This window comes from Nonomuraea sp. MG754425 (genome assembly GCF_021699195.1).
Lineage (GTDB): Bacteria > Actinomycetota > Actinomycetes > Streptosporangiales > Streptosporangiaceae > Nonomuraea.
Genome location: NZ_SSXE01000060.1, coordinates 1 through 11888 on the forward strand (window position 1 = coordinate 1; position 11888 = coordinate 11888).

Genomic DNA, 11888 nt, shown 5'->3' on the forward strand with positions numbered 1-11888 from the left:
GCTCGGGACCGGTGGTGTCTGGGCGAACGTGGGGGCCACCGTGCTGGGCGCGGTGGTGGCACTGGTCGTGGGCGGGGCCGTCATGGCCTTGGTTGACCGGGACGACGCGGCGGCGGTCACCGGGCTGCTGCGGCGGGGCGCGAATGCCTGAGGCCCGCGGGCGGGCTCGCTGGGCGGGCTCGTGCGGACAGGCTCGTCCGGGCAGGCTCGCCGGGCGGGCTTGCGCGGCCGGGCTCGCCGGATGGGCTCGCCGGGCGGGCTGGTGCGGACGGGCTCGTCGGGCGGCGCGGCGGAGGCGTTCGGGTGGCTGACGGGGCGTCGCGGCCGAGCCGGGAGGGTGGCGCCGATCGCGTGTCCACGGGTCATGGGGCTGGAAGGTCGCCGGTGGTCCGGAGCTGTGGGCCCGGAGCGGTCAGGGGCGGCTCGTCCGCCCGCCGATCCGGGCCGGATCTGATGGCGGTACGAGGAAGGAGCGGGGCGTGCGGGTGGCTTTCGTGCTGGGCACCACGTCGGGCGGCACCGGGCGGCATGTGCTGATGCTGGTGGACGGGCTCGTGCGGCGAGGGCACCAGGTGGTCGTGATCGGCCCGGGGAGCGTCGAGGAGCAGTTCTCGTTCGGCGGGGCGGGGGCCAGGTTCGCCGAGGTGCCCGTCTCCGATCGGCCGCATCCGGTCAACGACCTGCGGGCGGTGCTGGCGATCCGGCGGCTGACCCGGGGAGCCGACGTCGTGCACGCCCACGGGCTGCGCGCCGGGTCGCTGGCGGCGCTCGGCCGGCGGGGGCCGGTGGTGACGCTGCACAACGCGCTGACCGCGGGCGGTTTCGTGGGCCTCGTGTACGGCGTGCTGGAGCGGATCGTGGCGCGGCGGGCCGGGCACGTCCTGGTCGTCTCGCCCGACCTCGGCACGCGGATGGAGCGCCTCGGGGCTCGTGACGTGCGCGCGGCCGTGGTGGCGGCACCCGTGCCGCGTGCTGCCACGCGGACGCGTCGCGAGGTCCGCGATGAGCTGGGAGCCGGGGACCGGCCGATCCTGCTCACCGTCGCCAGGCTCGCCCAGCAGAAGGGACTGGAGACGCTGCTCGATGTGGCGGCCGGTCCGTGGGGGGCGGGCGATGACGGTGGGCGTGGTGGTGAGCCGTTGTTCGTGGTGGCGGGCGAGGGGCCGCTGCGGGAGGAGTTGCAGCGCAGGATCGACGACGAGGGCCTGCCCGTGGTGCTGCTGGGCAACCGCGACGACGTGCCCGACCTGCTGGGGGCCGCCCTGGCGTTGCTGATGCCGAGCCGGTGGGAGGGCCAGCCCCTCACGCTCAGGGAGGCGCTCATGACCGGAACCCCGGCCGTCGCCTCCGATGTCGGAGGGATTTCGGAGATTCTCGGGGACGCCGGGAGGCTGGTGCCGTACGGGGACGCGCAGGGGTTCCGCGCGGCCGTACGGGAGCTGTTGGAGGTGCCCGGAACTGCGAGAACGCTGGCGGCGGCGGCCGAGCGGAGAGGGCGGGAGATGCCCGGAATCGACGAGGTCCTGGCGAACGCGCTCGCGGTGTACCGAGCGTGAGGCCTTGAGGATGATTACGCGCGCTGGACACGTTCTCATATACTGCCTGGGTTAGGGAGGGGAGTATCCCTTCGCGACAGCCTCGTCATCACGGTGCAGCCCCACTCCACGGGGCCCCCGGGGCTGCCGGTCCGTGGCTCGCACGGGCGGGAGAGACCTCCGGCAATGAAGCATGCATGCCGGAGGGTCTGAGTGACTGAACCCCTGTGGGCCTGGATCGCCGTCATCGGCGGTCTCCTTGTCGTCCTCGCCATTGACTTGTGGATCGTCGACCGCGGAGAAGCCCGCGAATTCTCCATGCGGCAGGCCGGATATTGGGTGACGTTCTACGTCGCCCTCGCGGTGGCCTTCGGATTGTTGCTGTGGAGCACCTCCGGAGCCGACCGGGCCGGGGAGTTCTTCGCCGGTTACATCACCGAGTACAGCCTGAGTGTCGACAACCTGTTCATCTTCTTCATCATCATGAGCCGGTTCGCCGTCCCGAAGGCGTACCAGCACAAGGTGCTGCTCGTCGGCATCCTGCTCGCGCTCGTGATGCGCGGTCTGTTCATCGCGCTCGGGGCCGCCGCGCTCGAGCGGTTCAGTTGGCTGTTCTACGTCTTCGGCGCCTTCCTCGTCTATACGGCGGTCAACATCGTCCGCCAGCACCTCAAGGGCGATGAAGACGAGTTCAACGAGAACGTCCTGCTCCGGTGGGTGCGCCGGGCCTTCCCGACCACCGAGGGCTACGTCGGCTCCAAGATCACCGTCAAGATCGACGGCAAGCGCATGGTGACGCCGATGCTCATCGTGATGGTCGCCATCGGCAGCACCGACCTGCTGTTCGCGCTCGACTCGATCCCGGCCATCTTCGGGCTCACCCAGGACGCCTTCATCGTTTTCACGGCCAACGCGTTCGCCCTGATGGGGCTGCGTCAGCTTTACTTCCTGCTGGGCGGGCTGCTACAGCGGCTGGTGTACATCAGCTATGGTTTGGCGTTCATCCTGGGGTTCATCGGGGTTAAGCTCGTATTGGAGGCGTTGCACTCCAGCCATGTCTCCTGGGCGCCCGAAATTCCCATCTGGGTGTCGCTCTCGGTCATCGGCGCCACCATGGTCATCACCACGGTGGCGAGCCTGGTCAAGGCCCGCATGGACGCGCGTAAGGGCGAGGAGCCGCACCCGGAGCAGGTCTAGCGGAACGGGGCTTGGAGGCGCTTTGTTTGTGTAGTTTTGCCGTGGAATTGTCGCGGGTTCTGTAACATCGCGGCAAAGCGCCCAGTCCAGTCCACCACCAAAGGTTGTACGTGTCAGACGATTCAGCTAAGCCGAGCCGTATGAGGCTCGCGCGCGGGGTCTCCCCGTGGCTCCTCCCGACGGCGGCCGCGGCGGCCGCCTCTGCTCTGCTGACGCGCCGGGACCGGCGATGGACGCTCGCGGCGGTGCCGCTGAGCGCTCTGACCGGGGCCATGCTCTGGTTCTTCCGCGACCCCGACCGCACGCCGGGTGCGGGGCGCGTCCTGTCGCCGGCCGACGGCGTGGTGCAGAGCATCGACCCGTGGCCGGACGGCCGCACCCGGGTGGCGATCTTCATGAGCCCTCTGAACGTGCACGTCAACCGTGCCCCCCTTGCGGGAAATGTCACCTCCGTGCAGCATGTCGCAGGTGGGTTCCTGCCGGCGTTCAACAAGGACAGTGACCAGAACGAGCGCGTGGTGTGGCATTTCGAGACCGCGCTGGGCGACATCGAGATGGTGCAGATCGCGGGCGCCGTGGCGCGCCGGATCGTGCCGTACCTGAGCGCAGGGGCGAAGGTCGAGCAGGCCGAGCGGATCGGGCTCATCCGGTTCGGTTCGCGGGTCGACATCTACCTTCCCGAACGGATCTCTCCCGCGGTGTCCGTGGGCGAGAAGACAGTTGCGGGGGTGACCAGAATTGACCGCGGCTGACGCCGGCAGTTGGCAGGCGGATGAGGACGAGCCCCGCGGGCCCGTGGGCAAGGCGTTCCGCCTGTCCGCCGCGGACTCCCTCTCGCTCGGCAACGCCGTCTGCGGGTTCCTCGCGGTGTGCGTGCTGGCCTACTCCGCCATCCAGCAGCTCCAGGTCGACGGCGGCCGGTTCACGCCCGCGCCCAGCTATTTCGCCACCGCCATCGTGCTGCTGCTCATCGGCGCGACCTGCGACCTGTTCGACGGGCTCGTGGCGCGGCGGTTCCGCGCCTCGGCGATGGGCGCCGAGCTCGACAACCTGGCCGACGTCATCAGCTTCGGGTTCGCGCCCGCGTTCATGGTCGTGATCTGGGGTGGTTTCACCGGGCAGGTGCCGTTCATGGCGGTGCTGGCCGCCGCGGCGACGGTGCTCGTCGCGGGTGTGGTGCGCCTGGCCAGGTTCGCCTGCGTCAAGACCAAGAGCGGCGACTTCATGGGGCTGCCCATCCCGATGGGCGCCATGACCGTGATCTCCATCGTGCTGCTGTTCCAGCCGAGTATCTGGTCCCTGCTGGCCGTGCTGGGCGTGGCCTGGCTGATGGTCAGCCGCATCGAGTACCCCAAGCCGAAGGGGCAGCTCGCCGCGGTCGTCCTCGGCTGGATCCTGGTGAATGTGGCGTTCCTCACCTTCTGGGTGGCCTGGCCCGAAGGTGGCGACCTGCCCATCAAGATCGGGGCGACCATGCAGATCGCGCTCGTGGCGGCGATCCCGCTGCGGATGCTGTTCTACAAGCGCGAGCAGCGCAGGGAGTCCCAGCGGGTGGGGCACTACAAGGGCTGACCCGCGGCGCTCCGCAAGTGACGGGATTTTTCGTCATATTTCGGCTTTGATGGAGCCATGTCGGCTACGCCGCGCGAGCACACGCGTACGTACTACCTCGGCAAGCTGGCCGCCGAACTGGAGCAACGCGGGCTGACCACCCTGCTGCGGCCCTATCCGCCCGCGTTGCGCGTCAACCACCCCGACGCGGTCCTGCTGGCCGAGACCGTGGACTGCGTGCCGGCCGCCGACGGGTGGTTCTACCGGTGGTCGTGGGGCGAGCTCGTCGGACTGGCCGACGACCCCGCCCTCGCGGCCGAGCGGATCGTCCGCGTGCTGGCCGCGCGCCGATGAAGCCTGACGTGCCCGGCTTACCAGCCCCTGGCCTGCCACTGCGGCAGTGAGGGGCGCTCCGCGCCGAGCGTGGTGTCCTTGCCGTGGCCCGGGTAGATCCAGGTCTCGTCGGGCAGCCGGTCGAAGACCCGCTCCACCACGTCGGTGTAGAGCTGGGCGAAGCGCTCGGGGTCCTTCCAGGTGTTGCCGACGCCGCCGGGGAACAACGAGTCGCCGGTGAACAGGTGGTGGCCGGCCGGGCCGCCGTCGTACAGCAGCGCGATCGAGCCCGGCGTGTGCCCGCGCAGGTGGATGACCTCCAGGGTGATCGCGCCGAACGTGATCGTGTCGCCGTGCTCGACCGTGCGGCCGGCGGGCAGGGGCAGGGCGGGCGCGTCGAGCGGATGCGCCACCACCTGCGCTCCCGTCACCTTGGTCACCTGCTCCAGCGCCTGCCAGTGGTCGCCGTGCTGGTGGGTGGTGACGATCGTGGAGACCGGCCGGTCGGCCATGAGGGCCAGCAGGCGGTCGGAGTCGGCGGCGGCGTCGATGAGCAGGCTCTCACCGGTCTCGGCGCAGCGCAGCAGGTAGGCGTTGTTGTCGTACGGGCCGACGGCGAGCTTGGAGATCGTCAGCGCGGGCAGCTCACGCACGTCGGCGGGGCCGCCGACCTGGACGTCACCTGTGTAGGTCATGGATAGTCCTTCGGGGGCGTCGCGGGTAGATCAGCGGGGGCCGTCAGCGACAGCCACGGTGGCGGCTCGGGAAGACTCGCGCCTCCGGGATCTGACGTGTGCGACTGCCCCACGGGCAACAGACTAACGCCCTCGCCCCCCGACCGGCCGGTGAGCCAGGCGAGCAGGTCATGTGGTGTGCCCTCGACGGCCGGGCCGTCCGCGATGAGCTGCCTGAGCCGGCCGATCCCGGCGTGTCCCGGCGGCCACGTGCGGACGCAGTCGTGCAGCTCCCGGCGTACGAACGAGTCCGGCCAGTCGGCGGGGCCGTACCCGGCGGCGAGATCGACATGGTGGAAGCCGACCTCGCGCAGGCGGCGCACCAGGACGTACCAGGCGGGGTGGGGCGGCGGGCGCAGCCCCTCGACCGTCGCCGACCAGGCGGGCGCGGACATGTCGCGGACGGCGGCGGCGAAGCGGGCGGCCCCGTCCTCGAGATCGGCCAGGAGCCAGGCCGCCGGGCGGGCCGCGGTGGCCTCGATCTCGGCCGCCCTGGCCTCGGAGGAGGCGTACTGCGGGGTGCGGACGCCGGTCCTGGCCCAGGTCAGGAGGTTGACGTAGGAGTCGCCGCTCCTGGCGACGTGGGTGAGCACGTGCCCTCTGGTCCAGCCGGGCAGGAGTGACGGAGCGTGCACGTCGGAGTCGGAGAGTGACGCCGCCGTGGCCAGCAACTGGTTCGTCGCGGCGGACAGCTCGGCCTGCAACGCGGCAAGGACGGTCATGTCTGCAGATTCTGTCATCTCGGGCGGCAGGGCCAGGGTGGGCATAAAAGAGCAGGTCAAGAGGTTGAATCTGGAACAGGTCCGTCCTGCGGGGAAGTTGGCCGTAACCTGTGAGGGACGGATTTTCGGGGACGCGAAGCTGCTCACCGAAATTGTCGGAGCCGCCGTCTACCATCCCCCGTGGACCTATCCGCCCTTTCGACTTCCGGGAACGCCGTGGCAGACCGCCTCATCGTGCGTGGTGCACGAGAACACAACCTCAAGGACGTCTCGCTCGACCTTCCGCGAGACTCGCTGATCGTCTTCACCGGCCTATCCGGCTCGGGCAAGTCGAGCCTGGCCTTCGACACGATCTTCGCTGAGGGCCAGCGGCGTTACGTAGAGTCGCTGTCGGCGTACGCCCGGCAGTTCCTCGGCCAGATGGACAAGCCGGACGTCGACTTCATCGAGGGACTGTCACCGGCGGTCTCCATCGACCAGAAGGCCACCAGCAAGAACCCCCGCTCGACCGTCGGCACGATCACCGAGGTCTACGACTACCTGCGGTTGTTGTGGGCGCGCATCGGGAAGCCGCACTGCCCGGTGTGCGAGCGTCCGATCGCGCGGCAGATGCCGCAGCAGATCGTCGACCGGGTGATGGACCTTGAAGAGGGCACCCGGTTCCAGGTGCTCGCGCCGGTCATCAGGCAGCGCAAGGGCGAGTACGCCGAGCTGTTCCGCGAGCTGCAGACCAAGGGCTTCGCCAGGGCCAGGGTCGACGGCACCGTCGTGCGGCTGGAGGAGCCGCCGACGCTGAAGAAGTACGAGAAGCACGACATCGAGGTCATCGTGGACCGCCTGTCGGTCAAGGAGTCGGCGCGGCGCCGGCTCACCGACTCGGTGGAGACCGCGTTGCAGCTCTCCGGCGGCACGATCACGCTGGAGTTCGTCGACCTGCCCGAGGGCGACCCCAACCGCGAGCGCTTCTACTCCGAGCACCTCTACTGCCCGTACGACGACCTGTCGTTCGAGGAGATGGAACCGCGCTCGTTCTCGTTCAACTCGCCGTTCGGCGCCTGCCCCGAGTGCACCGGCCTGGGCACCAAGATGGAGGTCGACCACGACCTGGTGGTCCCCGACCCCGAGCGGACGCTCGGCGACGGCGCCCTCCACCCGTGGTCCGGCGGCCACACCAGCGAGTACTTCGCCAGGCTGATGGAGGCGCTCGGCCACACCGTCGGGTTCACGCTCGACACGCCGTGGGACCGGCTGCCGAAGAAGGCGCAGAAGGCGCTGCTGTACGGCCACGACGAGCAGGTGCACGTCCGCTACAGCAACCGCTACGGCCGTCAGCGCTCCTACTACACGACCTACGACGGCGTCATCCCCTGGGTGCAGCGCCGGCACGCCGAGGCCGAGAGCGACGCGACCCGCGAGCGCTTCGAGGGCTACATGCGCGAGATCCCGTGCCCGGCCTGCAAGGGGGCCAGGCTCAAGCCGGTCAGCCTCGCGGTCACCGTGGCCGGCAGGTCGATCGCCGAGGTGTCGGCCATGTCGATCGGCGAGTGCGCCAGGTTCCTGGCCGAGCTCAAGCTGTCCGACCGTGACATGCAGATCGCCGAGCGGGTGGTCAAGGAGATCAACGCCCGGATGGGCTTCCTGCTCGACGTCGGTCTCGACTATCTGACCATGAACCGCGCCGCCGCCACCCTGGCGGGCGGCGAGGCGCAGCGCATCCGGCTGGCCACGCAGATCGGCTCCGGCCTGGTCGGCGTCCTCTACGTGCTGGACGAGCCGTCCATCGGCCTGCACCAGCGCGACAACATGCGCCTGCTCGACACGCTCGTGCGGCTGCGCGACATGGGCAACACGCTCATCGTGGTCGAGCACGACGAGGACACGATCGCGGCGGCCGACTGGGTCGTGGACATCGGTCCGGGGGCGGGCGAGCACGGTGGCCAGGTCGTGGTCTCCGGCACCGTCCAGGACCTCCTCAGCAGCGAGGAGTCGTTGACCGGGGCGTACCTGTCGGGCCGCAGGAGCATCCCGGTGCCCGCCAAGCGCCGCAAGCGCGACAAGAAGCGGCAGATCACGGTCAAGGGGGCGCGCGAGCACAACCTCAAGGGCGTGGACATCGAGTTCCCGCTCGGCGTGTTCACCGCCGTCACCGGGGTGTCGGGGTCGGGCAAGTCGACGCTGGTCAACGACATCCTGTACAACGCGCTGGCCAAGGAGCTCAACGGGGCCCGTACGGTGCCGGGGCGGCACTCGCGGATCAACGGCATGGACCAGGTGGACAAGGTGGTCCACGTCGACCAGTCGCCGATCGGGCGTACGCCGCGCTCCAACCCGGCCACCTACACCGGGGTCTTCGACCACGTGCGCAAGCTGTTCGCGGCCACGGCCGAGGCGAAGGTGCGCGGCTACCAGCCCGGACGCTTCAGCTTCAACGTCAAGGGCGGGCGCTGCGAGGCGTGCGCGGGCGACGGCACCATCAAGATCGAGATGAACTTCCTGCCCGACGTCTACGTCCCCTGCGAGGTCTGCCACGGCGCCCGATACAACCGGGAGACGCTGGAGGTCCACTACAAGGGCAAGACGATCTCCGAGGTGCTCGACATGCCGATCGAGGAGGCCCTCGGCTTCTTCGAGGCGATCCCCGCGATCAAGCGGCACCTGCAGACGCTCAACGACGTCGGGCTCGGTTACGTGCGGCTGGGCCAGCCGGCCACCACGCTGTCCGGCGGCGAGGCGCAGCGGGTCAAGCTCGCCTCCGAGCTGCAGCGGCGGCAGACCGGGCGGACGATCTACGTCCTCGACGAGCCGACCACCGGGCTGCACTTCGAGGACATCCGGCGGCTGCTCGGCGTGCTGGGGCGGCTGGTGGACGGCGGCAACACGGTGATCGTCATCGAGCACAACCTCGACGTGATCAAGACCGCCGACTGGCTCATCGACATGGGGCCCGAGGGCGGGTCGCGTGGCGGCACGCTCGTGGCCAACGGCACGCCGGAGGAGGTGGCGCTGGTGGACGACAGTCACACCGGGCGTTTCCTGCGCAAGATCCTCGCCCACTGAGCGCTTCGAGCGCCTTCGGCACCTGAGCGGCCAGGCCCGCCCGGCCTTGACGGCGGGGCGGGCCTGAGGCTTTCGGGTGTGCGGCCGGGCATGGCCCGGTGCGGCCACCGGTGCGGCGCGGTGCGACAGCGCCGCGCGCCGGTCTGTGCGGGCCCGCCCTGTGCGTGCCTGGTCGGCACGGCCTGGTCTGTACGGGCCTGGTCTGCATGGCCCGGTTTGTGCGGGCCGTTCAGCATGGCCCGTTCGGTGTGGGCCTGGTCTGTCTGGGCCGTTCGACACGGCCCGTTGAGTGCGGGCCCGTTCAGTGCGGGACCGGTCAGCGCGGGGCGGTTGGCGGTGGGCTGGTCAGCGGGGGGTGGTGCGGCGGCGGCGTTTGGCGGCGTCGCCGCGCTCCAGCCACCACTCCGCCGCCAGGAGCGGCAGTGTCCAGCCCAGCCAGGCCGCCGCCGACCCCGTGGTGTTCGCCAGGAGCACCTGGTCGCCGTGGAAGGTGGTCTCGAACTGCGGCGTCAGCGCGATCGTGTACAGCATGCCCCACAGCCGGTTGGTGATGATGGACATCGTCAGGGCGAAGCTGCGCACCATCCACCGGCGGTGGTCGACGAACCTGCGCTGCCTGGCCATCCGCCAGCCGGCCATCGTGCAGCCCACCCAGAGCAGCGCCAGGATGACGTCGCTGGCCATCGCGACCGGACCGAACGGCGTCGCCAGGCCCACCACCAGCCCCAGCAGCCCGCCCGGCAGGCAGCCGGCGAACACGTACGTCCGGCCGAGCAGCCGGTGCGCGCGCGGGTATCGTCCGCGGAACCACGGCCAGATCTGCAGGCAGCACGTGATCATGGCGATCGAGCCGAACACGACGTGCAGCGAGAGCACCACGAAGTGCGGCGGGAAGAAGTCGGGGGCGGGCACTCGGGACTGCCCCGGGTCCAGCGACAGGTACGGCGGCAGCGAGAACGCCACGAACGCCACGGCCACCACCATCAGCGGCGCCACCCACGGCCGTCGCCACCACCGGGGACCGCCGGGCGGGGTGGGCGAGGCAGGGGGCCGTTCGGTCGAAAGAGTCATGACCGCAGCGTGGAGTCGGCCGCTGACCACGCGCCTACCACCCGCTGACCGGACCGGGCGATGTCGTCAATACGCTGGTATCGGCCGCATCCGCGAGGGGCAGCAGGCGACACGGGGTGCGGGCCTGAATGACAGGAGTCGGGGGCAGAGCCATGTCGGACAACGGGCTGGGACGTCGTGAGTTGCTGGGCGCGACCGGTGTCGCGGCCTGCGGGCTGGCGCTGACCGCGTGCGGCAGCGGAGGGGCGGCCGGGGACAAGCCGAGCCTCAAGGGCAAAGTTCTGGCCAAGACCTCCGAGGTGCCCGTGGGCGGCGGAAAGCTGATCGGTGACCTGAAGGTCGTGGTGACGCAGCCGACGGCGGGCGTCTACAAGGCGTTCAGCGCGTCCTGCCCGCACAAGGGCTGCACGGTCAGAGCCCCGGAGGAGAACGTGATCAGGTGCGCCTGCCACGGCAGCGAGTTCGCCGCCGACAGCGGGCAGGCAACCAAGGGGCCGGCCACCGGCCCGCTGGCCTCGTTCCAGGTCAAGGTCGAGGGCGACGGGATCGTGGTGGTCTGAACCGGTAATTGTGCGTAGTCACCCGGATTGGGCTCGGGCACGCTGAACCGGCCATGGGGCACCGGCCGTACCTCAAAGCGAGAGCCGATCTGGGAGGACGCACAATGACGGAAACGACGCGCCGCGCGGTGATGTTCGGTGCCGGCGGCGCCGGGCTCGCGGCCGTACTGACGGCCTGCGCGAGCTACGGCGTGCCGACCACGCAGGCGGAGGTCGAGCAACCGGCGCAGGAGCCGTCGTCCGACGCGCCGGAGAGCGACGCGCCGAAGAAGCAGGGCGAGTCGAAGGCCAAGGCGCTGGCGGACACGAGCGACATCCCGGAGGGGGGCGGCAAGGTCTTCGAGAACCAGAAGATCGTGGTGACGCAGCCGACGGCGGGCGAGTTCAAGGCGTTCAGCGCGGTCTGCACCCATCAGGGCTGCACGGTGGCCGGCGTCTCCAACAAGACGATCAACTGCCCCTGCCACGGCAGCAAGTTCAGCATCGCCGACGGCTCGGTGGCCGCCGGCCCCGCCGGATCGCCGCTGGAGGAGAAGCCGATCAACGTGGACGGCGGCAAGATCAGGCTGGCCTGAGAGAAGTCTCATGAATTTCTCACCTTGGTTCGTTTGGGTGAGTACATGGCAGATGACCTTCAGAGCCGCAGAGCGGTGTTCGCCGGCGTCGGAGCGGGTGGCCTGGCGCTTGCGATCACCGCGTGCAGCGGCGGCACCGACACGACCACGGCGGGCACCGCCACGGAATCGAGCGCGCCGCAGCCCGACGCGAGCACGTCGCAGTCCGGCGCACCGCAGGCGGGCGGCGCCCTGGCCAAGACCGCCGACATCCCCGTCGGCGGCGGCACGGTCTTCAAGGATCAGAAGGTCGTGGTGACGCAGCCGACGGCGGGCGAGTTCAAGGCGTTCAGCGCGATCTGCACGCACAAGGGCTGCCCGGTGGGCAGCGTCGAGGGCGACGCGATCGTGTGCCCGTGTCACAACAGCAGGTTCGCCATCACCGACGGATCCGTCACCGGGGGCCCGGCGGAGAAGCCGCTGTCAGCGCAGGAGATCAAGGTCGAGAACGACGAGATCCTGCTGGCCTAGCAGGCGCGCCCGCCGTGCTTTCGCGCAGAGAGTACGGCGGGCA

12 protein-coding genes are annotated in these 11888 nt (G+C 70.1%); 9 read left to right on the forward strand and 3 right to left on the reverse strand.

What is annotated here, in order from left to right; genetic code table 11:
- The first annotated feature begins 479 nt into the window (after positions 1-479).
- From FAF44_RS21450 to FAF44_RS21470, 5 genes are all read left to right on the forward strand, one after another.
- A complete protein-coding gene (locus FAF44_RS21450; RefSeq protein WP_237105007.1) occupies positions 480-1556 on the forward strand; it encodes a glycosyltransferase family 4 protein in 1077 nt (358 codons plus the stop codon).
- Between the two features lie 192 nt (positions 1557-1748).
- Positions 1749-2732, forward strand: a complete 984-nt coding sequence (locus FAF44_RS21455; protein ID WP_237105008.1) for a TerC family protein — start codon at positions 1749-1751, stop codon at positions 2730-2732.
- Positions 2733-2872: 140 nt separating this feature from the next.
- On the forward strand, positions 2873-3484 hold the full coding sequence (locus FAF44_RS21460) for a phosphatidylserine decarboxylase (protein ID WP_237105009.1): 612 nt from the start codon (positions 2873-2875) through the stop codon (positions 3482-3484).
- Positions 3471-4304: a CDP-diacylglycerol--serine O-phosphatidyltransferase gene (gene pssA, locus FAF44_RS21465; RefSeq protein ID WP_237105010.1), complete on the forward strand. Its 834-nt coding sequence runs from the start codon at positions 3471-3473 to the stop codon at positions 4302-4304. Before FAF44_RS21460 ends, pssA begins: the two co-directional genes overlap by 14 nt.
- Positions 4305-4361: 57 nt before the next feature.
- Positions 4362-4637 carry a hypothetical protein gene (locus FAF44_RS21470; protein ID WP_237105011.1) on the forward strand — a complete coding sequence of 92 codons (276 nt, stop codon included), beginning with the start codon at positions 4362-4364 and terminating at the stop codon, positions 4635-4637.
- Between the two features lie 17 nt (positions 4638-4654).
- On the opposite strand, the gene FAF44_RS21475 is transcribed toward FAF44_RS21470, so the two are convergent.
- Positions 4655-5311 carry an MBL fold metallo-hydrolase gene (locus FAF44_RS21475; RefSeq protein ID WP_237105012.1) on the reverse strand — a complete coding sequence of 219 codons (657 nt, stop codon included), beginning with the start codon at positions 5309-5311 and terminating at the stop codon, positions 4655-4657.
- Positions 5308-6072 (reverse strand): maleylpyruvate isomerase family mycothiol-dependent enzyme, encoded by a 765-nt coding sequence (locus tag FAF44_RS21480; RefSeq protein WP_237105013.1) that lies wholly within the window; start codon positions 6070-6072, stop codon positions 5308-5310. Before FAF44_RS21480 ends, FAF44_RS21475 begins: the two co-directional genes overlap by 4 nt.
- A 216-nt stretch (positions 6073-6288) precedes the next feature.
- On the opposite strand from FAF44_RS21480, the gene uvrA reads away from it, so the two are divergent.
- Positions 6289-9129 carry an excinuclease ABC subunit UvrA gene (gene uvrA, locus FAF44_RS21485; RefSeq protein ID WP_237105014.1) on the forward strand — a complete coding sequence of 947 codons (2841 nt, stop codon included), beginning with the start codon at positions 6289-6291 and terminating at the stop codon, positions 9127-9129.
- Between the two features lie 345 nt (positions 9130-9474).
- Here uvrA and FAF44_RS21490 read toward each other — a convergent pair whose 3' ends face one another.
- The gene (locus tag FAF44_RS21490; protein WP_237105015.1) at positions 9475-10200 is read right to left on the reverse strand and encodes a DUF2306 domain-containing protein; all 726 of its coding nucleotides are present in this window, start codon (positions 10198-10200) and stop codon (positions 9475-9477) included.
- 152 nt (positions 10201-10352) lie between these two features.
- On the opposite strand from FAF44_RS21490, the gene FAF44_RS21495 reads away from it, so the two are divergent.
- From FAF44_RS21495 to FAF44_RS21505, 3 genes are all read left to right on the forward strand, one after another.
- The gene (locus FAF44_RS21495; protein ID WP_237105016.1) at positions 10353-10760 is read left to right on the forward strand and encodes a Rieske (2Fe-2S) protein; all 408 of its coding nucleotides are present in this window, start codon (positions 10353-10355) and stop codon (positions 10758-10760) included.
- A 104-nt stretch (positions 10761-10864) separates the two neighbouring features.
- On the forward strand, positions 10865-11335 hold the full coding sequence (locus FAF44_RS21500; RefSeq protein ID WP_237105017.1) for a Rieske (2Fe-2S) protein: 471 nt from the start codon (positions 10865-10867) through the stop codon (positions 11333-11335).
- 45 nt (positions 11336-11380) lie between these two features.
- Complete coding sequence (locus FAF44_RS21505; RefSeq protein WP_237105018.1) at positions 11381-11845, forward strand: Rieske (2Fe-2S) protein; 465 nt, start codon at positions 11381-11383, stop codon at positions 11843-11845.
- Positions 11846-11888 lie beyond the last annotated feature (43 nt).